We start from the raw sequence: 22,068 nt of genomic DNA, 5'->3' as shown, positions 1-22,068 counted from the left end.
ACTTTCACCCGCATTTGCGGATTACATAATGGGAAATGTATGAAGAACTGGAGAACGCTTATTCTCGGATTGGTGGTTTGCGCCAATGCCGCGTTCGCAGCACCCCAAGAAGTGGATAAAGTCGCCGCCGTCGTGGATAACGGCGTGGTACTCGAAAGCGACGTCAACGGACTGTTGCAGTCGGTGAAGCTCAACGCCCAGCAGGCCGGTCAGCAACTGCCGGACGACAAGACGCTGCGCCATCAGATCATCGAACGTCTGATCATGGATAACATCCAGCTGCAGATGGCCAAGAAAATGGGCATCACCGTCTCCGACGCCGAGCTGGACAAAGCGATCGCCAACATCGCCGCGCAGAACCGCATGAACGTCGATCAGCTGCGCAGCCGCCTGTCGTACGAAGGGTTGAACTACAACACCTACCGTTCGCAGATCCGTAAAGAGATGCTGATTTCCGAAGTGCGTAACAACGAAGTGCGCCGCCGCGTCACCATCCTGCCGCAGGAAGTGGACGCGCTGGCCAAACAGGTGGGCGCGCAGAACGGCAGCGACACCGAAATGAACATCAGCCACATCCTGATCCCGCTGCCGGAAAACCCGTCGCAGCAGCAGGTCGACAAAGCCGAAGAGCTGGCCAAACGCCTGGTGGGTGAGATCAACAGCGGCGCCGACTTCGGCAAGCTGGCGATCACTTACTCCGCCGACTCTCAGGCGCTGAAAGGCGGCAACATGGGCTGGGGCAAGCTGCAAGAGATCCCGACCCTGTTCGCTGAACGTCTGGTGAGCGCCAAGAAAGGCGACGTCGTCGGCCCAATCCGTTCCGGCGTCGGCTTCCACATCCTGAAAGTGAACGATATCCGCGGCGCCAGCCAGTCGGTGTCGGTCACCGAAGTGCACGCCCGTCACATCCTGCTGAAGCCTTCGGTGGTGCTGACTGACGATCAGGCGCGCGCCAAGCTGCAATCCGTTGCGGAAGCCATCAAGAGCGGCCGCGCCAAATTCGCCGACGAAGCCAAACAGCTGTCGCAGGATCCGGGTTCCGCCATGCAGGGCGGCGATCTGGGCTGGGCCTCCCCGGACATCTACGATCCGGCCTTCCGCGATGCGTTGCTGAAGCTGAGCAAAGGTGAAATCAGCGCACCGGTGCACTCTTCCTTCGGTTGGCACCTGATTCAGCTGCTGGATACCCGTCAGGTGGATAAAACCGACGCCGCGCAGAAAGATCGCGCTTACCGCATGCTGTTCAACCGTAAATTCGCCGAAGAGGCGCAGACCTGGATGCAGGAACAGCGCGCCCAGGCTTACGTGAAGATCCTCGATGGCAGCGATGCGCAGCAATAAACGCGTCGTCATTACCCCCGGCGAACCCGCCGGGGTGGGGCCGGATTTGGTAGCTGCCCTGGCGCAACAGGATTGGCCTGTTGAGCTGGTGGTGTGCGCCGATCCGGCCCTGCTGCTTGAACGAGCCAGGCGTTTGGGCCTGCCGCTGACGCTGCGCGACTACCAACCGCAGCAACCGGCCGAGGCGCAACGCGCCGGCACGCTGACCGTGCTGCCGGTGTCGCTCGCTCAGCCGGTCACCGCCGGTGAACTGAACGTCGGCAACAGCGCCTACGTGGTGGAAACCCTGGCGCGCGCCTGCGACGGCTGCCTGAACGGCGAATTTGCCGCGCTGATCACCGGCCCGGTGAACAAAGGCGTGATTAACGACGCCGGCGTGCCGTTTATCGGCCATACCGAATTCTTTGCCGATCGCAGCCGCTGCGATCGCGTGGTGATGATGCTCGCGACCGAAGAGCTGCGCGTGGCGCTGGCGACCACCCACCTGCCGCTGCTGGCGGTGCCGGGCGCCATCACGCAGCAGAGCCTGTTCGAAGTCATTCGCATTCTCGACCACGATCTGAAAACCAAATTTGGCATCGCTCAGCCGCACATTTACGTCTGCGGTCTGAATCCCCACGCCGGGGAAGGCGGCCATATGGGGCGCGAAGAGATAGACACCATCATCCCGGCGCTCGACGCGCTGCGCGCTGACGGTATCCATCTGATCGGCCCGCTGCCGGCGGACACCCTGTTCCAGCCCAAATATCTGCAAGATGCCGATGCGGTGCTGGCGATGTATCACGATCAGGGGCTGCCGGTGCTAAAATACCAAGGGTTCGGCCGCGCGGTGAATATCACCCTCGGTTTGCCTTTCATACGCACCTCGGTCGACCACGGTACCGCTCTGGAACTGGCCGGCACCGGCACCGCCGATGTCGGCAGTTTCCAAACGGCCCTGAATCTCGCCATTAAAATGATAATTAATTGTAATGAATAACAGAGTCCACCAAGGGCACTTTGCCCGCAAACGCTTTGGACAAAACTTTTTAACCGATCAGTTTGTCATCGATAGCATTGTCTCCGCCATTCACCCGCAGCCGGGCGAAGCGGTGGTCGAGATCGGCCCCGGCCTCGGCGCCTTGACCGAGCCGGTTGGCGCGCGCATGGACCGCATGACGGTGATCGAACTGGACCGCGATCTAGCCACCCGGTTGGAGAACCATCCGCGGCTGAAAGACAAGCTGACCATCCGCCAGCAGGACGCCATGACGGTGAATTTCGCCGAACTGGCCGAGGAAGCTGGCCAACCGCTGCGCGTATTTGGTAACCTGCCGTACAATATTTCGACGCCGCTGATGTTCCACCTTTTCAGCTATACTCAGGCAATCCGCGACATGCACTTTATGTTGCAAAAAGAGGTGGTCAACCGTCTGGTGGCCGGCCCGAACAGCAAGGCCTACGGGCGTTTGACCGTGATGGCGCAGTACTACTGCAACGTCATTCCGGTGCTGGAAGTGCCGCCGACCGCGTTCGCGCCGCCGCCGAAGGTCGATTCCGCCGTGGTGCGCCTGGTCCCGCACACCGAGCTGCCGAACCCGGTGGGCGACGTGCGCATGCTGAGCCGCATCACCACGCAGGCGTTCAACCAGCGGCGGAAAACCATCCGCAACAGCCTGGGCGACCTGTTCACGCCGGAGCAGCTGACGGAGCTGGGCGTCGATCCTTCGCTCAGAGCAGAAAATATTTCTGTGGCGCAGTACTGCAAGCTGGCGAACTGGCTGTCAGCCAATCCGGCGCCGCAGCAATAAGGAGTTGTTGTCATGATTGATTCGCCCCGCGTGTGTATTCAGGTTCAGAGCATCTATGTGGAATCACAGTCGATCCCTGAAGAAGAGCGTTACGTCTTCGCCTATACCATCACCATCCGCAATCTGGGGCGGACCAACGTGCAACTGCTGGGCCGTTACTGGCTGATCACCAACAGTAACGGCCGCCAAACCGAAGTCCAGGGCGAAGGCGTGATCGGCGAACAGCCCGTCATTCCGCCCGGTGGAGAGTTTCAGTACACCAGCGGCGCCATTCTGGAAACGCCGCTGGGCACCATGGAAGGCCATTACGAAATGGTTGACCATCAGGGTCAGCCGTTCCGCACCGCTATTCCCGTTTTTCGCTTAGCCATTCCAACGCTGATCCATTAATTATGTCGACATACCTTATCGGCGACGTTCACGGCTGTTTCGATGAACTGAAGTCGCTGCTGGCTCAGGTTGCGTTCGATCCCGAGCGCGATCAACTGTGGCTGACCGGCGATCTGGTGGCGCGCGGCCCCGCCTCGCTGGACGTGCTGCGCTACGTGCGCTCGCTCGGTCCGGCGGTGCGCATGGTGCTGGGCAACCACGATCTGCACCTGCTGGCGGTCTACGCCGGCATCAGCCGCAACAAACCCAAAGATCGCATCACCCCGCTGCTGGAAGCGCCGGACGCCGACGAGCTGATCAACTGGCTGCGCCGCCAACCGGTGCTGCAGGTGGATGATGAGCAAAAGCTGGTGATGGCGCACGCCGGCATCACCCCGCAGTGGGATATCGACACCGCGAAAATGTGCGCGCGCGAAGTGGAAGCGGTATTGAGCAGCGACAGCTATCCGCTGTTCCTCGATGCCATGTACGGCGACATGCCGAACAACTGGGCGCCGGAGCTGAGCGGCCTGGCGCGCCTGCGTTTCAGCACCAATGCGTTCACGCGCATGCGCTACTGCTTCCCCAACGGCCAGCTCGACATGATCTGCAAAGATGCGCCGGGCAGCGCGCCGGCGCCGCTGAAGCCGTGGTTCGAGCTGCCGCGCCTGGTGGACCCGGAATACACCATCATCTTCGGCCACTGGGCCTCGCTGGAAGGCAAGGGCACGCCGGAGGGCGTGATCGGGCTGGATACCGGCTGCTGCTGGGGCGGCGATCTGACGATGCTGCGCTGGGAAGACCGCCGTTACTTCACGCAACCCGCCAATCGCGGCGAAGCGCCTGACCACGCCGGCAGATTAGCCGCATCCTGAAAATACAAAGGCGGCCCCGTGGCCGCCTTTGTTTTCTATATTATCGCCTTACGCCCCAATCACCCCGCCATCTTCACGCGTGATCATCAATACCGATGAGCGCGGGCGCGGGCTGTTGTTCGGGAAGTGCGAATCGCCCTCTTCTCCCGGATGCTGCACGTTGACGAACATCGTCTTGTAGTCCGGGGTGAAAGTGATGCCGGTCAGTTCGCAGGACTTCGGCCCCACCATGAAACGGCGGATCTCGCCGCTGACCGGATCGCCCACCAGCATCTGGTTGTTGCCCTGCCCGACGTAGTCGCCCTTGTTGCTGTATTTGCCATCGGTGAGGATCCACAGACGACCGGCGCGATCGAAGCCCAGCCCGTCCGGGCTGTTGAAGGTGTTTTCCGCCGTGATGTTCGGCGTGCCGCGGTTGACGCCTTCGGGGTGGGCGATCGGGTTGCCGCACAGCGCATAGATGTCCCAGGCGAAGACGTCGGCGGTGGCGTCGCCGCCCTCGTCCCAGCGAATGATTTGGCCGTAGATATTGTTCGGTCGCGGGTTGGCGGCGTTCAACGGCATCCCTTCCTCGCCGCGCTTGCTGTTGTTGGTCAGCGTGCAGTACGCGCGGCCGTCATGCGGGTTCACCGCGATCCACTCCGGGCGATCCATTTTGGTGGCGCCGACCTGCTGCGCCGCCTTGCGGGCGAAGATCAGCACTTCGGCCTCATCGCGGAAACCGTTCTCCGGCGTCAGGCCGTTCTTGCCGAACTCAAGCGCAATCCAGCGCCCTTTGCCCTTCAGCGGTGTGCCGGCTTCATCGCCGTCGAACTGCGCCACGTATAGCGTCCCCTCGTCCAACAGCGTGCGATTGTTGGCCGGATTGGCGGCGTCGACCACGCCTTTGGAGACGTACTTATAGATATGTTCGCCGCGCTCGTCGTCGCCCATATACACCACCAGACGGCCGTCTTTGGCCACGGTCACCGCCGCGTTTTCATGTTTGAAACGGCCGAGCGCAGTGTGCTTGATGGGCGTCGAGGTCGGATTCAACGGATCGATCTCGACAATCCAGCCGTGGCGGTTGAATTCGTTAGGGTTCTTCGCCACATCGAAGCGCTCATCATAGTCCGGCCAGTTGCGCTCCGGTTCGCTGGCCTTCAGCGTGTAGCGCTTCTGTTCCGGCGTGGTGCGATAATCGGCCTGACGGGTGCCGAAATAGGTATCGAAGTTTTCCTCGCAGGTCAGATAGGTGCCCCACGGCGTCTTGCCGTTGGCGCAGTTGCCGAAGGTGCCCAACACCTTGCGGCCACTCGGATCGGCGGCGGTCTGCAGCAGCGAGTGCCCGGCGGCCGGGCCGCTGAACTGCATTTCGCTGTTGGCGGTGATGCGGCGGTTATAGCGCGACGGGCGCTCCACCTCCCAGCGCTGGCCGTCGCCAACCCGCTTGACCGCCACAATGGAGACGCCGTGCGCCGCCTGCGATTTGCGCACCTCTTCCAGGCTGGTGGCTTTGGCGCCGCCGTGGGCGAACAGATACTGTTCGTTGACGTATTCGTTATTGATGGCCATCACGCCGTGATTGTCATCAATAGGGAAGAAGCTCATGCCGTCATTGTTGTCGCCAAACTGTTTTTCCTGATCGGCGGCGCTGTTGTTGCCCTGCGGATCGAAGGCCGGCGCGCCGTCCACCAGCGGCTCGCCCCAGGAGATCAGCACCTCCGCGCGGTAGCCCGGCGCGATGGTCACCTCGTCGGCGATAGATGCGGCGATGCCCTGAAAGCCCAGCAGCCTGTTCGGTGGCAGATCCTCGGCCAACGCCTCGGCGGAGACCGACCAGATGCCACCGCCGAGAAAGCCGGCCAGGCCGACGGCGCCGGCGCTGCCGAGCAACAGCTTGCGGCGAGTGGGATCGATCAGGCGGTCGGCGTCTAATTGCTCAATTTGCTTGGTCATAACGTGGTTACCTTTTTAGTTATGGCGCCGCGGTCAAGATTCACCAGAGTTGCCGTGGCGCTCGGAGTTGGGCTTCATACTAATCAGGTAATGTGACGGAAAGGTTACGAATGACCGGCGTAAAAAGACCGGGGGCGCAATTGCTTGCGCCCCCGGGGATAACTGGCTAACGCGCTGAGATCAGCGGCGCTGCAGGATTTCGAAACAGTAGCTGTGCGAGTTCAGATTGTCGGCGTCGTGGAACTCGCTGAACGTGGTTTCCCACTCGTCCGGCTCGTAATCCGGGAAGTGGGTATCGCCGCCGACTTCGGCGTCGATGTGCGTCAGGTACAGACGGTCGGCGCGCGGCAGCAACTGGGTATAGATGCGCCCACCGCCGATCACCATCACTTCCTCCACGTCGCCCGCGGCGGCCAGCGCCTCATCCAGCGAGGTTACCCAGGTCACCCCGGCTTCGCTGCCCGGGCGGCTGCTCAAAACGATATTGTGGCGGCCCGGCAGCGGGCGGCCGATGGACTCGAAGGTCTTGCGGCCCATAATAACCGGCTTATTCAACGTGTTGCGTTTAAACCACGCAAGGTCCGCCGGCAGGTGCCACGGCATGGCGTTTTCCATGCCAATAACGCGATCCGCCGCCAAGGCAGCGATCAGGCTGATAATCATTGTTTAACCCTGTGTAGGCAGCAAAATTGGTGACACTATACGTAAAGGCCTGAGTGCCGTCGATAGGCTAATCAAGCAAGATGAATATATAAGATAGCTCTTATCAGCATATCTAATAACCAACGTTCTTCCGCCGGGAAATTTCACACGCCGGGGCGTTTGCGGTACAGCCACAGGCCCGGTAACGACAGGCCGATCGACAAGGCACCGACGATGAAACTGGCCTTGAGGAAGTTAGTGATCATGGTCTCCATCAAGGCCTCGCTGTAGCCCAGATGCGAGATCTCCACCACAGTTATCATCGCGGTATAGGCGGAAATGCCGGGGAACATCGGGATCACCGCCGCCACGGTGAACACCTTCGGGTGCGCCAGCAGCCAGCGCGACCAGTAGATGCCGATGATGCCGATCAGGATCGCCGCCAGCAGCGAGGCCCACTCGATGTTCATGCCGGCATGCATCATCAGCATGCGCGAACCGCGCCCGATAGCCCCGAGCAATGCGCAATAACGCAGCGCACGCAGCGGCACGTTAAACACCATGGCAAAGCCCAGCGCCGGCACCGCCGCCAACAGCATCTCCTGCAACAAGGCCCACAGCAGATTCATGACCACCCCCGCAGATCCCACAGCGACATCGCCATCACTACCCCGATACAGGTCGCCAGCGTCAGCAGGCTGGCCATCGCCCAGCGCGCCAGCCCGGTATTCACATGCCCCTTGAACATGTCGGCCACCGCGTTGATCAGCGGGAAGCCCGGCACCAGCAGCAGCACGCTGGCGGCCATCGCCACGCTCGAGGTGTCTTTAAACGCCGGCAGGCGCAGCAGCAGTCCGGAGATCGACGTCGCGACAAATGCCGTCAGGCAGAAATTGATCAGCGGATTCATCTGGCGGGCGGTGAGGATTTGGCGCACCAACATCGCCGTGCCGCTGGCGATAAAGGTCACCAGGAAGGCGTCGCCGCCACCGCCGTTGAGCATGCTGAAGCACCCGCAGGACAGCCCCACCATCAATACCACCAGCCAGCGCGGGTAGCGCAGCGGCCGGATCCTTTCAAAGCGGCGCGCCACGTCGTGCGCATCCGCCAGGCGATGCTCGGCGAGGATCACGATATGCTGCACTTCGGTCACCACCTGCATATTGATGCCGCGATCGACGTTCTTACGGGTGGTGGTCAGACAGGCACCATGGCTAAGAGTGGTCAATACCACCGCATTGGCGGAGATCGAGCTTTCCACGCTGTCCATGCCCAGCGCCAGTCCCAGGCGAGTTGATAACTGTTCCACCACCGTGCTCTCGGCGCCGTGCTGCAACAGCAGCAACGCGCATTGAATGCACAGTCGGGTGATTTCACGCTGTTGCCGGTGCGGTTCCGGCCTGTCTGTGGCGGTAGTCTGCTGCATGGTGCTCCGTCGCGGGCGGTAGATGAATTATTATCATAGAGCCTAACAATACCTCATTGGGTTGATGCGCATCAGAGGAAGCGGCGTTATTATCGCCAGATTGCTGCCTTTTGCGCGAGACGTCTCCCATGCTTGAAACTTCACTGTTCGTCGCCGGCATTGCCGCCCTCGGCATGCTCTCCCCCGGCCCGGATTTTTTCCTGGTGATCAAAAACGCCGCCCGCTACCCGCGGCTGGCCGCCATGATGACCGCCTTCGGCGTGATCTGCGGCGTCGCCACCCACATGTCCTACTGCGTCGCCGGGCTGGCGGTGGTGATCACCACCACGCCGTGGCTGTTCAACCTGCTGAAATACGCCGGGGCGGTCTATCTGGTGTGGATCGGCATCCAGGCGCTGCTGTCGCGCGGCGGCGGCAAAATGAACGTCAGCAATCTGCCGCAGCAGCAGGTCAGCCTGAAGAGCGCCTTTGCGCAAGGCTACCTGTGCAACCTGCTGAATCCGAAAGCCACCCTGTTCTTCCTGGCGGTCTTCACCCAGGTGCTGCAGATCGATTCCGGTCTGGGTGACAAGCTGTGGTACGCGGGGATTATTCTCGGCCTGTCGGTCATCTGGTGGCCGCTGCTGGTATTTTTGATCCAGAGCGGGCCGGTGCGCCGCGGGCTGGAAAAGACGCAGAAGATCGTCGACAAATTGCTGGGCGGCATGTTGATCGCCTTAGGCATCAAGGTCGCGCTGAGCTAAGCAACAAAAGGGGCGCCATCACGGCGCCCCTCCCCTTATCCTTTGGCTTCCACCACTTCATCCTCCGGCGCCTTGCCGTCGATACTGCCGCGCCAGCCGGTCTGCTGCACCCGCGCCAGCCGATTCTGATCCTGCTCGATGGCCGCGCTGAGCATCTCCTTGGCCCGCTGCAGGCTGGCGATACGGAATTCAGTATCCTGGTAATTATCCAGCGTATCTTCCAGCATCTTCAGGTTATAGCGACGGAACGTGTCCGCTTTCTCGCGCGCCTCATAGGCGTCCAGCCCCAGCAACTCCAGCGTTTCACGGCCGACGCGCAGCGAGCTTTCGAAGGTTTCGCGCTCCGGTTTTTCCACCCCCAGCTGCCGCAGCTGATACCAGTGATCGACGTCGCGCGCCCGCGCCACCACCTTAAGATGCGGGAAGTGCTGCCTGGCCAGCTCGGTTAACGCCAGGCTGTCTTCCACGTCGTCGATGGCGTTGATCAGCACCTTGGCGTGAGCGGCGCCGGCGGCCTCCAGCAGATCGGCGCGCGTGGCGTCGCCGTAGAACACCTTGGTGTCGAATTTACGCAGCGTTTCGATATGGTCCGGATCGTGATCCAGTACCACGGTGTGCACGCCGTTGGCCAATAACAAACGACCGGCGATCTGGCCGAAACGGCCGAAGCCGGCGATGATCACGCTGGCATTCTCGTCATCAATGACGTCAGCCGGGCGATCCTCTTTCGGCGCATTTTTCTCCAGCTGCGCGGCGATCACCAACAGCAGCGGGGTGGCCGCCATCGACAGCGCCACCGCCAGCGTCAGCGACTTGGCCCATTCAACCGGCAAGACGCCGGCCAGCTGTGCGGCGCTGAAAATCACGAAGGCGAACTCACTGCCCTGCCCCAGCAGAATGGCGAACAGGCCGCGCTGGCGCTTCGGCACGCCGAGCAGCGGCCCAATCAGCCACAGCAACGCCGCCTTGATCAGCATAAAGCCCAGCAGCAGCGAGGCGATCAGCAACGGATGATGGAACAGCGTGCCGAAGTCGATCGACATGCCGACGCCGATGAAGAACAGCCCCAGCAGCAATCCCTTGAACGGCTGAATATCGCTCTCCAGCGCGTGGCGGTATTCCGAGCTCGCCAACAGCACCCCGGCGAGGAACGCCCCCATCGCCATCGACAGTCCGGCCATCTCCAGCAGGATGCCGAAGCCGAACACCAGGAACAACGCCACGGCGCTGAACACTTCGCGCATGCCCGAACGGGCGACGAAGTGCAGCAGCGGGCGGGTGACGTAGCGGCCGAGCAACACCACCATCGTCAACGCGCCCACCACCTTGGCCGCCGACAGCATGAAAGCGCCCAGCGTGGTGGTGGCGCCGCTGCTGGCCAGCAGCGGGATCATCGCCACCAGCGGGATCGCCGCGATATCCTGGAACAGCAGCACCGCAAACGCGCTGCGGCCGATCGGCGACGGCGTCAGATTGCGTTCGCTCATCGCCTGCATGGCAATGGCGGTGGATGAGAGCGCCAGCGTCAGGCCAATCAACAACGCCACCTTCCAGTTAAGGCCAAGGAAGTAACAGAAGGCGCTCAGCGCCAGGCCGCAGCCCACCATCTGAATGCTGCCGCCGCCGAACACCGAGGCACGCAGCGTCCACAGCCGTTTAGGATCCAGCTCCAGGCCGATGATAAACAGCATCAGCACCACGCCGATCTCGGCAAAGGTCAGGATCGATTCGGCGTCCGACACCAGCTTCAGCCCCCAGGGGCCAATGATGCAGCCGGCGATCAGGTAACCGAGCACCGAGCCCAGTCCCAGGCGCACCGCGATCGGCACAAACAGCGCCGCGGAGCCGAGGTAGATCAGCCCTTCGATCATCATGTGGTGATTATCCATGGCTGGCCTCCCGGGTTTCCGCTTCGGCATGTTCCATCAGGTAGTCGACCAGCCGCTGGCGGTAGGCTTCGCCGGCGGCAAGCAGCGCTGGCTCGTTGCAGGTAAAGGTATTGTGCACGGCGAAATAAGGCAGCCAGGTCATGCCGCAATAGATCGCCGTGGCCTGCAGCGGCTGCGCCAGCGCGGCGAAGTTGGGGAAGTCGCCCAGCTCGAAGTGGTGCTCGTCGCCGCCGCTGGTCACCGCCCACAGGCAGTCTTTGCCCACCAGCGCATTGCCGTCGTGGCCGTAGGCCCAGCCGTGCTCCAGCACTTTGTCGATCCACAGCTTCAACAACGGCGGGAAGCTGTACCACTGCATCGGATGTTGCAGCACCACCAGGTCGGCGCGCTCCACCGCCCGCTGCTCGGCGTTGATGTCGATATTGAAATCGGGGTACAGCTCATACAGCGAGCGCACCTCCACCTCGGGGAGATCCTTCACCGCCTGCAGCAGGCGGTGATTGGCATGCGAATGCCGGGGATACGGGTGAGCATAAATTATCAGAATCATTGTTATCGTCGTTCCTTCGTTCCTTGCCAATACACCAAGCATATACCAATCACACAGAGTGACAGTTTGCCCACTGATTGATAGCGGAAATTTTTAACGCCAGCCTACAAATTCACTGAATAAAAAAGGGCGCTGCATCTGCAGCGCCCCTTACGTTGCGTTATCGCGCGGTTACTTGCCGATGCGCGCGTGCATTTCCTGCACCGACGTCACCTGCTCGGTCGGATCCGCTTTCAGCGCCATCGCGGTGGCGAAGCCGCCGTTCAGCGTGGTGTCGTAGTGCACCTTGTACTGCAGGGCGCTGCGGCGAATCAGCTTGGAGTCCTCAATCGCCTGACGGCCTGCCGTGGTGTTGACGATGTAGGTGTACTCGCCGTTCTTGATACGGTCCTGAATGTGCGGACGCCCTTCGTGCACCTTGTTGACCAGGCGCGGGTTGATGCCCGCTTCGCCCAGCACCACCGCGGTGCCGTGGGTGGCGTCCAGCTCGAAGCCCTGCTTCAGCAGGCTGGCGGCCAAATCGACCACGCGGGCTTTATCGCCTTCACGCACCGACAGCAGCGCGCGGCCCTGCTTCTTCATGCCCGAGTTACTGCCCAGCATCGCTTTGGAGAAGGCTTCCGCGAAGGTGCGGCCCACGCCCATCACTTCCCCGGTAGAGCGCATTTCCGGCCCCAGAATCGGGTCGACGCCCGGGAATTTGTTGAACGGCAGCACCACTTCTTTCACCGAATAGTACGGCGGGATGATCTCTTCGGTCACGCCCTGCTCGGCCAGCGTTTTGCCCGCCATCACGCGCGCGGCCACTTTGGCCAGCGGCACGCCGGTCGCTTTGGAGACGAACGGCACGGTGCGCGCGGCGCGCGGGTTGACTTCAATCAGGTAGACTTCGTTGTCTTTCACCGCGAACTGCACGTTCATCAGGCCGCGCACCTGCAGCTCGAACGCCAGTTTTTCCACCTGGCGACGCATCACGTCCTGAATTTCCTGGCTCAGGGTGTACGCCGGCAGCGAACACGCGGAGTCGCCGGAGTGCACGCCCGCCTGCTCGATGTGCTCCATGATGCCGCCAATCAGCACGCGTTCGCCGTCGCAGATGGCATCGACGTCCACTTCCACCGCATCGTCCAGGAAGCGATCCAGCAGCACCGGCGCATCGTTGGATACGCTGACCGCAGTCTGGAAGTAGCGGCGCAGGTCGGTTTCGTCGTAAACGATTTCCATCGCCCGGCCGCCCAGCACGTAGGAAGGACGCACCACCAGCGGATAGCCGATGGCCGCCGCCTTCTCCACCGCCTGTTCGATGGCGGTGACGGTGGCGTTGGCCGGCTGCTTCAGGCCCAGACGGTTGACCGCCTGCTGGAAGCGCTCGCGGTCTTCGGCGCGGTCGATGGCGTCCGGACTGGTGCCGATAACCGGCACGCCTGCGGCTTCCAGCTCGCGCGCCAGCTTCAGCGGAGTCTGGCCGCCATACTGCACGATCACGCCCTTCGGCTTCTCGATGCGCACGATTTCCAGCACGTCTTCCAGCGTTACCGGCTCAAAGTACAGGCGGTCTGAGGTGTCGTAGTCGGTGGAGACGGTTTCCGGGTTACAGTTGACCATGATGGTCTCGTAGCCGTCTTCGCGCAGCGCCAGCGAGGCGTGCACGCAGCAGTAGTCGAACTCGATGCCCTGGCCGATACGGTTCGGCCCGCCGCCCAGCACCATCACTTTCGGCCGGTCGTTGGTCGGGTTGGATTCGCACTCTTCTTCATAGGTGGAGTACATGTAGGCGGTGTCGGTGGCGAATTCCGCCGCGCAGGTATCCACGCGCTTGTAGACCGGATGCAGGCCGTAGCTGTGGCGCAGCTTGCGAATTTCGCTCTCGGCGACGCCGGCCAGCTTGGCCAGACGCGCATCGGCGAAGCCTTTGCGCTTCAGGGTGCGCAGGAACTCTTGGTTCAGGCCGTTGATGCCCGCGTCGGCCACCTGCTCTTCCAGGCGCACCAGCTCTTCAATCTGCACCAGGAACCAGCGGTCGACGTTGGTCAGGTTGAACACGCCGTCTACCGACAAACCGGCGCGGAAGGCGTCGGCGATGTACCAGATGCGGTCGGAACCGGCGTCTTTCAGCTCGCGGCGGATTTTGGTCAGCGCTTCCGGATCGTCCAGGCTCACTTTCGGGTCGAAACCGGTGGCGCCCACTTCCAGGCCGCGCAGCGCTTTCTGCAGCGACTCCTGCTGGGTGCGGCCGATGGCCATCACTTCACCGACCGACTTCATCTGGGTAGTCAGGCGATCGTTGGCGCCGGCGAACTTCTCGAAGTTGAAGCGCGGGATCTTGGTCACGACGTAGTCGATGGACGGCTCGAACGACGCCGGGGTGCGGCCGCCGGTGATGTCGTTCATCAGCTCATCGAGGGTGTAGCCCACCGCCAGCTTGGCGGCAATCTTGGCGATCGGGAAGCCGGTGGCTTTCGACGCCAGCGCCGAAGAGCGCGACACGCGCGGATTCATTTCGATAACGATCAGGCGGCCGGTTTTCGGGTTGACCGAGAACTGCACGTTGGAGCCGCCGGTTTCGACGCCGATCTCACGCAGCACCGCCATCGAGGCGTTGCGCATGATTTGGTATTCCTTGTCGGTCAGGGTCTGGGCCGGCGCGACGGTGATCGAGTCGCCGGTGTGGATGCCCATGGCGTCGAAGTTTTCGATGGAGCAGACGATGATGCAGTTGTCGTTCTTATCACGCACCACTTCCATCTCGTACTCTTTCCAACCGATCAGCGATTCATCGATCAGCAGCTCGTTGGTCGGCGACAGATCCAGGCCGCGTTCGCAGATCTCTTCGAACTCTTCGCGGTTGTAGGCGATGCCGCCGCCGGTGCCGCCCATGGTAAAGGAAGGACGGATGATGCACGGGAAGCCGACGTCAGCGGCCACCGCCAGCGCTTCTTCCATGGTGTGCGCGATGCCGGAACGCGCGGTATCCAGACCGATTTTCTTCATCGCCACGTCGAAACGGCGACGGTCTTCGGCCTTGTCAATCGCATCGGCGGTGGCGCCGATCATGGTAACGCCGAACTCTGCCAGCACGCCCTGACGCTCCAGTTCCAGCGCGCAGTTCAGCGCCGTCTGGCCGCCCATGGTCGGCAGCACCGCATCCGGGCGCTCTTTTTCGATGATCTTGCGCACCACTTCCCAGTGGATCGGCTCGATGTAGGTCGCATCGGCCATTTCCGGGTCGGTCATGATGGTCGCCGGGTTGGAGTTGACCAGAATGACGCGGTAACCCTCCTCGCGCAGCGCTTTACACGCCTGGGCACCCGAGTAGTCGAACTCACACGCCTGGCCGATAACGATCGGGCCAGCGCCGAGGATCAGGATGCTTTTTATGTCTGTACGTTTTGGCATTTTTTACTGCTCCTGATTATTTGGCGTTAGAACGGTAAGTCTCAATCAGTTCGATAAAGTGATCGAACAGCGGCGCGGCGTCGTGCGGGCCTGGGCTGGCTTCCGGGTGGCCCTGGAAGCTGAACGCCGCTTTGTCGGTGCGGTGAATGCCCTGCACCGTGTGGTCGAACAGCGATTTGTGCGTCACACGCAGGTTCGCCGGCAGATTGTTCTCATCTACCGCAAAGCCGTGGTTCTGCGCGGTGATCATCACGGTGTTGTTGTCCAGATCCTTCACCGGGTGGTTGCCGCCGTGGTGGCCGAGCTTCATCTTCATGGTTTTCGCCCCGCTGGCCAGCGCCAGCAGCTGGTGGCCCAGGCAGATGCCAAACACCGGAATGTCGGTTTCCAGGAACTGTTTGATGGCGGTGATGGCGTAGTCGCACGGCTCCGGATCGCCCGGGCCGTTGGACAGGAAGATGCCGTCCGGATTCATTTTCAGCACCTCGTCGGCCGGGGTCTGCGCCGGCACCACGGTCAGGCGGCAGCCGCGATCCACCAGCATGCGCAGGATGTTGCGCTTGGCGCCGTAGTCGTAAGCCACCACGTGGAACGGCAGTTCCGCGGCGGTTTTGGCTTCGGGCAGGTCGCCTTCAAGCGTCCAGCTGCCTTGCTGCCAGCTGTAGGCCTCTTGGGTGGTGACCTCTTTCGCCAGATCCATGCCCTTCAACCCCGGGAAACCTTGCGCCTTGGCCAGGGCCAGCGCGGCGTCCGGCGAATCGGCGGCGATGATGCAGCCGTTCTGGGCGCCTTTTTCGCGCAGCAGGCGAGTCAATTTACGGGTATCAATATCGGCGATCGCCACGATGTTGTGACGCTTGAGGTAGTCGGACAGGCTTTCTTCATTGCGGTAGTTGCTGGCGATCAGCGGGAGGTCACGAATGACGAGGCCTTGGGCGTGTACTGCGGAGGATTCTTCGTCGGAAGCATTGGTGCCGACATTGCCGATATGAGGATAAGTAAGAGTAACGATCTGGCGGGAATAGGAAGGATCAGTGAGGATTTCTTGATAACCGGTCATCGACGTATTGAAGACCACTTCCCCCACTGCCGTTCCCTCTGCCCCGATGGCCCGACCGTGGAATTGGGTTCCGTCTTCCAGAACCAATAGCGCTGACTTTATCAAAACACCCTCCAAGGAATAATCAATCACAATATTTGCATATTAATTCAGATATCGCGATCTAAATCAATGCAAAAACCGTCCGCGAGGCCAATTTTTGGCAAATTGGGCGCATTTTAATGATGAGTGCCTGGCTTGTCTACCCAAACTGCCGTTTTTTGTTTTATTTTTGCAGTTCTCGGCGCTCATGCGGCTTGAGCGGCGATAAAAACACAGAAAACCGGGGCTGGAAAACGGTTGCGGGGAAGAATGACGGAAAATAGCGCCGGAATGGGACAAAAAAGACGCTGAAAAAGCCGAGGGTGGAAAAAAAGGAGATGATTAGCAAAGTAAACACAGACAAATAACAGCTTTGGCAATGAAATAAAATCAACATGATATTTATCATGTTAAAAAAAAGGACAATAAAATTATTGCCCGATTATCATAGCATTATGATCAATACAACCACATCACGATGGTATGCAAATCAATTATAACTGGTCCAAATTCAACACGTCGCGCATATCAAATAAACCTTTATCCCGGTTATGCAGCCAGGCAGCCGCGCGCACCGCACCGCTGGCAAAAGTCATGCGGCTGGAAGCCTTATGGGTAATTTCCACCCGTTCACCGATGTCGGCGAACATCGCGGTGTGCTCGCCGACGATGTCGCCGGCGCGAATGGTGGCAAAGCCGATGCTCTTCGGATCGCGCTCGCCGGTATGGCCTTCGCGCGCATAGACCGCACAGCTTTTCAGATCGCGCCCCAGCGCGCCGGCGATCGCTTCGCCCATCGCCAACGCCGTGCCCGACGGCGCATCCACTTTGTGGCGGTGGTGCGCCTCGACGATTTCGATATCGGTATAGTCGCCCATCACCTGCGCGGCCTTCTCCAGCAGTTTCAGCACCAGGTTGACGCCGACGCTGAAGTTGGCGGCGAACACGATGCCGATATGCTGCGCCGCAGCGCGGATCGCCTGCTTGCCCGCGTCATCGAAGCCGGTGGTGCCAATCACCATCGCCTTGTGGTGCGCCACGCAAAAATCCAGGTAGTTCCGCGTGCTTTCCGGGCGGGTGAAGTCGATCAAAATGTCGAACTCGCTCGCCACTTTCTCCAGGCTGTCGCTTACCTTGACGCCCAGCACGCCAATGCCCGCCAACTCGCCGGCATCGACGCCGATCAGGCTTGAACCCGGGCGCGACAGCGCCGCGCCCAACACCACGCCTTCCGCCTGCTGCACCGCCTGGATCAACTGACGGCCCATCCGGCCGCCGGCGCCCGCAATCGCAATGCGGATTTGTGAATCACTCATGCTCGCTCTCTTCTTGATTTGACGCCTATCCCATTAGGCTATCGATTCAGGGTAACTGCCCCGCTGCAGCGCCGCCAGAGGATTCATTTCATAATTAGAAAATTATGATATTCCCCCGCTTTCATCAGCGGCGCTGTCGTGAGATTAACATTCAACCGATTTGGCGGCCTGCGACGATTGTACATAATCATGCAGTTTCCATGGCAAAAAAATGCAGAAAAAAGGCGCCGAAAACGGCGCCTGAGGAACGGAGTGCGGCGATGTCAGGCGGTAATGGCGGCCACTTCGTTGGCGATCGCCGTCAGCGCATCGTGGCGGGCATAGTCCTCACGCACCAGCGCCGCGCGCCGGCGATAGATCGGCTGCTGCAGAATGCGCGTCGCCGCCGCCAGGATCTGTTCAGGGCTTGGCGTGCTGGTATGCAGGCTGATGCCGCAGCCGGCGGCCACCACGCGCGCGGCCGCCTCCAGCTTGTCCTCGCCGGTGCCGGCGACGATCAGCGGCACGCCGCTGTCCAGCGCATAGTTGATCGAGCCGTAACCGCCGTTGGTGATCAGCAGCGCCGCCTGCGGCAACCAGCGTTCGAAGGAGATGAACGCCCGCACTCGGGCGTTGTCCGGCAACGCGTCCATCAGTCCTTCCGTCGCCCGCCCGCCGGTGGTGGCCAACACCCGCACCGGCAGATGCGCCAGCGCCTGCAGCGTCGGCACGATCAGCTGATGCAAATCGACATTGGCCAACGTGCCCTGAGACACGATCACCAGCGGCCGGCGGTCGTCCGCCTCCCACAGCGTCTCTTCCGACGCCGGCTGGCCGCCGCTGCGCAGCGGGCCGACGAAGCGCACGCCGCTCGGCAGATCGTCGCGCTCATATTCCAGCGCCGTGGTAGCCAGCTGCAGGAAACGCTCGCAGCCGCCGATCAGCGCGTCGGTGAACGGGCGATCCAGCGCCCGCCCGCCCGCCTGCACCAGCGCCGCATCGAAGCTCTGCTGTACTTCATCGAGCAGCACGCGCGTTTCTTCATCCACCAGCTGCTCACGGGTCAACGCCTGCGGCAGCAGCGCCGGCGGGATGCGCGGGCCATAAAAAATAGCATCGCGCGAAGAATACGACAGCGGCGTAACGCCGATACCGAAGACCGGCGGCCGTTCGGCAGACTGCAGCAGCGGCAGCACGCCGTAGAAGCAGTTCTCCACCATCAGCAGATCGGTGTCTTCGGCAGCGATAGTCGCACGCAGTTGCCGATCCAGCAGCGGGATCGGCGCGGCGAAGAAATCTTTCAGCGCCAGCGCCATCTGTGCATTGCCCGGCGGCAGGGCGGCGCGCTCGGGGAAGTGCTGCTCCAGGTGGCGGTAATCGAAATCCACCTGCGCGTCGAACGGCACGAAGCTCGCGCCCGCCGCCTCGGCGCGTTCGCGAAACAGCGCGCCGGTCATCATCCGCACCTGATGCCCTTGGGCAATCAGGTGTCGAGCGATGGCCAACATCGGGTAAACGTGCCCCGGAGTGGCGACTGCCGCCATCAATATCCTTGCCATAATGCTCCTTTACGCTTCTGTGTTAGCCGGCTTCAGCGCCAGATTGGCGCACACCGGATTGCTTTGAATATGCACGCGCTGCAAATGACGCGCGGAACGGGCGGTAAAGCCCTCGCGGCCGTGCAACAGCGAGAAGTTGTCCGCCACCACCACGTCACCCTGTTGCCATTGGTGGGCATAATAGTGACGCGGATCGTACAGATGCTGCTGCAGAGTGTGGTGGAACTGTTCCTGCTGTTGTTCCGGCACGCCGTGATATTCCAGCGCATGTTGATTGAGGAATTTTTTCCCCTCCGTCGGCGGTTCATTGTAGCGCATGATCAAGCCCCTGCCGTTCGGGTGCTGCACCACCAGCGGCGAACAGACTTCACCGCCGTAGTGCACCACCTGCTTGATGCGGTAGGTGATCGAGACCGACAGCCACTGATCCAGCAACGCTTCGTCCGCATTGGCCAGCAAGCGCGTGGTGTCGACGAAGGTAGTGCACCCGCCTTCGTCCGGCGACGGCGCCGCCACGCAGTGGAACAGCTGGAACTCGGGAATAGTCGGCTTATACATGCCATCCCAATGCAGCGGGACGTAGCTGCTGTCGAAAATATGATCCTTGGCGTCCGGATGTTCCTTCACGTCCAGCACCGCGCCAAACGGCCACATCATGATCTCGCCCCACTGCTCGGCGTAGCGCGTCAAAACCTCCCCATCGCTAAAACCGGAGTCGAATCCGCGCAGCACCAGCAAGTGATGCTCCTGCGCCAGCGCCCGCAGCGCTGCCACCGGCAGTTCGCCGATCTTTTGCCCCGGATGCTGCGGCGTCAGGATCGCGCCGAACGGGGTATTCGGTTGAATATGGCAATTAAGCGGTTGGTTATTCATCGGTGATTCTCCTTGCATCGAATGTGCTGCTCACACGGCAACGTGCCGTCAAAAACGCGTCCGCCAGGATTTCGGGCGCAAAAGCCTGCAGCGGCCTCAGGCCATCTGCGGTTGTTCGATCAGGTAATGGCTCGGCGTGCCGCGGATCTCCACCAATTCGCCGTCCAGGCTCTGCGCATCTTTACGCTTCATCAGCACGAACTGGCCGTTCACGTTGGCTGCCACGCCATGCCACGGCGTCAGCCAGTCGTCTTTGGTCGGCATCATGTGGATGCCTATCTTCAGGCTGTCGGCCGGCTGCGGGTGAATCGACAGGCGGATCGCCGCCGGGAAATGCTGGGCCAGCAGGTTGCCCCAGGCCCAGCTGCGCTGGATAACGCCGCAGGCGCGCCGTTTGGCGTCTTTTTGCAGCGCGGCGTTGGAACCGCTGTAGCCCGGCAGCTGGCTGTCTTCATACAAGAAGCGCGTGATGGCGCGATACAGCATTAATCCCTGCTCGTCCTGCATCAGCTGGCGCTTGATCGCCTCTTCCGATTCGGCATAGCCGTCCACCAACAGCCGGCGCAGCAGATCGTAGTCATCGGTATGCTCCGCCAGGCCTTTGACGTCGCCGAGGTTGAATACGCTGAGATGCGTCGCGCCCACTTCATGCAGCAGGCTTTCAATCTCACGTTGATAATGGTTGATCGCTTCGTCGCTGACGCGGATCAGATCGCCGAACACGTGGCCGTCGGAACAGATAACGATATGCGCGCCCGGCGGGTAATAGAGTTGAATGCGCTGGCACAGCGAGTTCAGGAAGATCAGCGACAGCCGCTCCGCCATGTCCGGCGCCGCGCCTATCACCTTATTGGCGTTGGGTGACTTGGTCGGAAAAGCTGGCAGCACGCATTCGATGCGCTGGTCGTTTTCAATGAATGCCCGAATGCGCGGCAATTGCACCTGAGTGACCTGCCGCTCTTCTTCAGCCAGAGAGGCATCGTCGGCGATGAGGCGACGTCGATATTGCAATAATTCACGTAGGATTTTTAATGCTATTTCTTCTTTTTTCTGTGCGCTATCCACAATGAGCTCCTGTTGCGATGTGGCGCGGGTGTATTATTGGCAAGCGCAATAAGATTTATCAAAAAGAGATAAAGCGCATGCAAAATAATAATCAGCCCGTCGTTTATATGCTTCAGGCAATATAGGAAAGATGGTGCTATATTATTAGCCCGTATAAATCACAATCTAGGTTAAGTTGTGCTTAACAAACTATGAGCAATATTTTAAAACGCATGGCCATTTTCTCAAAAGTGGTCGATTGTGGCGCATTCAGCATGGCGGCAAAAGAATTGGGCATGACGACATCGGCCGTCAGCCAGCATATTCGCCAACTGGAGGAACATCTGGGCATTCAATTACTGTTGCGATCGACGCGCTCATTGAGCCTGACCGAAGCCGGATTGTGCTTTTATGAAGATTGTCTGCTGATGATCCACGCCGCCGAGCGCGGGCAACAGCGGATCGCCGCGCTGCGCGGCGAGCTGGTCGGTGAACTGCGCGTCGCCACCTCGACCGAATTCGCCACCCATTATCTGGTGCCGGCGCTGCAGAGCTTCCTCGACGAGCACCCGCGCATCACGCTGCGGTTGGAAATCCACGATGAGAGAATAGACCTCATCGCGCAACGCATCGATCTGGCGATACGCGGCGGCGCGCTGGCTGACTCCAGCTACGTCTCAACGCGGCTGGCGCGCTGCCGCGAAGTGCTGTGCGCGTCCCCGGCCTACCTGGCACACCACGGGGTGCCGGATTCGCCTCAGGCGCTGACCCATCATCATTGGGTCACCTTTACGCCGCTCGGCAATCCGCAGTTTGTTCGCCTGATCCATCGCGACGGCGGCGAGCACCGCATGCGCATGACCGGGCGACTGTTCACCAACAGCGGCATGGCGATGAAGGAGCTGGCGCTGACCGGCAAAGGCATCATTCGCAATTTCTTCGCCAACGTCGAGCGAGAGTTGCGCAGCGGCGAGCTGATTGAAATATTGCCCGACTGGCGATTACCGGAAATTAATTGCTATGCCATTATGCCGCGACGGGAGATCCAGCCATTAAAAGTCCGGCGATTGCTGGAGCATATGAAGCTCTATTTAAAGGAGAAAGGATTAAACGACCTAGAACAGATTCGACAAGAATAAAATAAGAAACATCTGCAAGACTACTATTGTAATTATTGTAATCACGTTGACGACACCA

General features: G+C 60.8%; 19 protein-coding genes. 7 read left to right on the top strand and 12 right to left on the bottom strand.

Annotation, left to right across the window (positions count from 1 at the left end):
- Window positions 1-39 precede the first annotated feature (39 nt).
- The 5 genes from surA to apaH are packed head-to-tail and all read left to right on the top strand — an operon-like array spanning window position 40 to window position 4,375.
- Window positions 40-1,341, top strand: a complete 1,302-nt coding sequence (gene surA / locus AC2CGQ_RS18265) for a peptidylprolyl isomerase SurA (RefSeq protein ID WP_004932876.1) — start codon at window positions 40-42, stop codon at window positions 1,339-1,341.
- Window positions 1,319-2,320, top strand: coding sequence for a 4-hydroxythreonine-4-phosphate dehydrogenase PdxA (pdxA, locus tag AC2CGQ_RS18260; protein ID WP_021505353.1), 1,002 nt, complete (start codon window positions 1,319-1,321; stop codon window positions 2,318-2,320). The genes surA and pdxA overlap by 23 nt, the downstream gene beginning before the upstream one ends.
- Window positions 2,313-3,131, top strand: a complete 819-nt coding sequence (gene rsmA / locus AC2CGQ_RS18255) for a 16S rRNA (adenine(1518)-N(6)/adenine(1519)-N(6))-dimethyltransferase RsmA (RefSeq protein ID WP_004932881.1) — start codon at window positions 2,313-2,315, stop codon at window positions 3,129-3,131. The genes pdxA and rsmA overlap by 8 nt, the downstream gene beginning before the upstream one ends.
- A gap of 12 nt (window positions 3,132-3,143) precedes the next feature.
- Window positions 3,144-3,521: a Co2+/Mg2+ efflux protein ApaG gene (gene apaG / locus AC2CGQ_RS18250; protein ID WP_015376624.1), complete on the top strand. Its 378-nt coding sequence runs from the start codon at window positions 3,144-3,146 to the stop codon at window positions 3,519-3,521.
- A 2-nt stretch (window positions 3,522-3,523) separates the two neighbouring features.
- Window positions 3,524-4,375, top strand: a complete 852-nt coding sequence (gene apaH / locus AC2CGQ_RS18245; protein ID WP_021505355.1) for a bis(5'-nucleosyl)-tetraphosphatase (symmetrical) ApaH — start codon at window positions 3,524-3,526, stop codon at window positions 4,373-4,375.
- A 48-nt stretch (window positions 4,376-4,423) separates the two neighbouring features.
- Here apaH and AC2CGQ_RS18240 read toward each other — a convergent pair whose 3' ends face one another.
- From AC2CGQ_RS18240 to AC2CGQ_RS18225, 4 genes are all read right to left on the bottom strand, one after another.
- On the bottom strand, window positions 4,424-6,313 hold the full coding sequence (locus AC2CGQ_RS18240; protein ID WP_088381233.1) for a PhoX family protein: 1,890 nt from the start codon (window positions 6,311-6,313) through the stop codon (window positions 4,424-4,426).
- Window positions 6,314-6,493: 180 nt separating this feature from the next.
- On the bottom strand, window positions 6,494-6,976 hold the full coding sequence (gene folA, locus AC2CGQ_RS18235) for a type 3 dihydrofolate reductase (protein WP_016929122.1): 483 nt from the start codon (window positions 6,974-6,976) through the stop codon (window positions 6,494-6,496).
- A gap of 143 nt (window positions 6,977-7,119) precedes the next feature.
- The gene (locus AC2CGQ_RS18230; protein ID WP_015376621.1) at window positions 7,120-7,584 is read right to left on the bottom strand and encodes a threonine/serine exporter; all 465 of its coding nucleotides are present in this window, start codon (window positions 7,582-7,584) and stop codon (window positions 7,120-7,122) included.
- Complete coding sequence (locus AC2CGQ_RS18225; RefSeq protein WP_015376620.1) at window positions 7,581-8,381, bottom strand: threonine/serine exporter family protein; 801 nt, start codon at window positions 8,379-8,381, stop codon at window positions 7,581-7,583. The genes AC2CGQ_RS18230 and AC2CGQ_RS18225 overlap by 4 nt, the downstream gene beginning before the upstream one ends.
- A gap of 128 nt (window positions 8,382-8,509) precedes the next feature.
- Between AC2CGQ_RS18225 and AC2CGQ_RS18220 the strand changes: the two genes are divergently transcribed.
- A complete protein-coding gene (locus tag AC2CGQ_RS18220; protein WP_015376619.1) occupies window positions 8,510-9,124 on the top strand; it encodes a LysE family translocator in 615 nt (204 codons plus the stop codon).
- Between the two features lie 35 nt (window positions 9,125-9,159).
- Here the strand turns inward: AC2CGQ_RS18220 and kefC are convergent, their stop codons facing one another.
- From kefC to pvcA, 8 genes are all read right to left on the bottom strand, one after another.
- Window positions 9,160-11,013: a glutathione-regulated potassium-efflux system protein KefC gene (gene kefC, locus AC2CGQ_RS18215; RefSeq protein ID WP_021505358.1), complete on the bottom strand. Its 1,854-nt coding sequence runs from the start codon at window positions 11,011-11,013 to the stop codon at window positions 9,160-9,162.
- The gene (gene kefF, locus AC2CGQ_RS18210) at window positions 11,006-11,563 is read right to left on the bottom strand and encodes a glutathione-regulated potassium-efflux system oxidoreductase KefF (protein WP_004932911.1); all 558 of its coding nucleotides are present in this window, start codon (window positions 11,561-11,563) and stop codon (window positions 11,006-11,008) included. The genes kefC and kefF overlap by 8 nt, the downstream gene beginning before the upstream one ends.
- Before the next feature lie 171 nt (window positions 11,564-11,734).
- Window positions 11,735-14,959 carry a carbamoyl-phosphate synthase large subunit gene (carB, locus tag AC2CGQ_RS18205; protein ID WP_021505359.1) on the bottom strand — a complete coding sequence of 1,075 codons (3,225 nt, stop codon included), beginning with the start codon at window positions 14,957-14,959 and terminating at the stop codon, window positions 11,735-11,737.
- Between the two features lie 16 nt (window positions 14,960-14,975).
- Window positions 14,976-16,124 (bottom strand): glutamine-hydrolyzing carbamoyl-phosphate synthase small subunit, encoded by a 1,149-nt coding sequence (gene carA, locus AC2CGQ_RS18200; RefSeq protein ID WP_004932920.1) that lies wholly within the window; start codon window positions 16,122-16,124, stop codon window positions 14,976-14,978.
- Between the two features lie 470 nt (window positions 16,125-16,594).
- Entirely contained in the window at window positions 16,595-17,416 is an 822-nt protein-coding gene (dapB, locus tag AC2CGQ_RS18195; protein WP_484593807.1) for a 4-hydroxy-tetrahydrodipicolinate reductase, read from the bottom strand.
- Between the two features lie 263 nt (window positions 17,417-17,679).
- Window positions 17,680-18,939 (bottom strand): glycosyltransferase, encoded by a 1,260-nt coding sequence (locus AC2CGQ_RS18190; protein ID WP_484593823.1) that lies wholly within the window; start codon window positions 18,937-18,939, stop codon window positions 17,680-17,682.
- A gap of 24 nt (window positions 18,940-18,963) precedes the next feature.
- On the bottom strand, window positions 18,964-19,827 hold the full coding sequence (locus tag AC2CGQ_RS18185) for a TauD/TfdA dioxygenase family protein (protein ID WP_015376614.1): 864 nt from the start codon (window positions 19,825-19,827) through the stop codon (window positions 18,964-18,966).
- 96 nt (window positions 19,828-19,923) lie between these two features.
- Window positions 19,924-20,892: an L-tyrosine isonitrile synthase gene (gene pvcA / locus AC2CGQ_RS18180; protein WP_484593806.1), complete on the bottom strand. Its 969-nt coding sequence runs from the start codon at window positions 20,890-20,892 to the stop codon at window positions 19,924-19,926.
- Between the two features lie 191 nt (window positions 20,893-21,083).
- Here pvcA and AC2CGQ_RS18175 point away from each other — a divergent pair, with 191 nt between their 5' ends.
- On the top strand, window positions 21,084-22,010 hold the full coding sequence (locus AC2CGQ_RS18175; protein WP_004932941.1) for a LysR family transcriptional regulator: 927 nt from the start codon (window positions 21,084-21,086) through the stop codon (window positions 22,008-22,010).
- Window positions 22,011-22,068: the final 58 nt, after the last annotated feature.

This window comes from Serratia sp. DFXYC6, from assembly GCF_057196085.1.
This window is presented reverse-complemented; position numbering and strand designations above follow the sequence as displayed.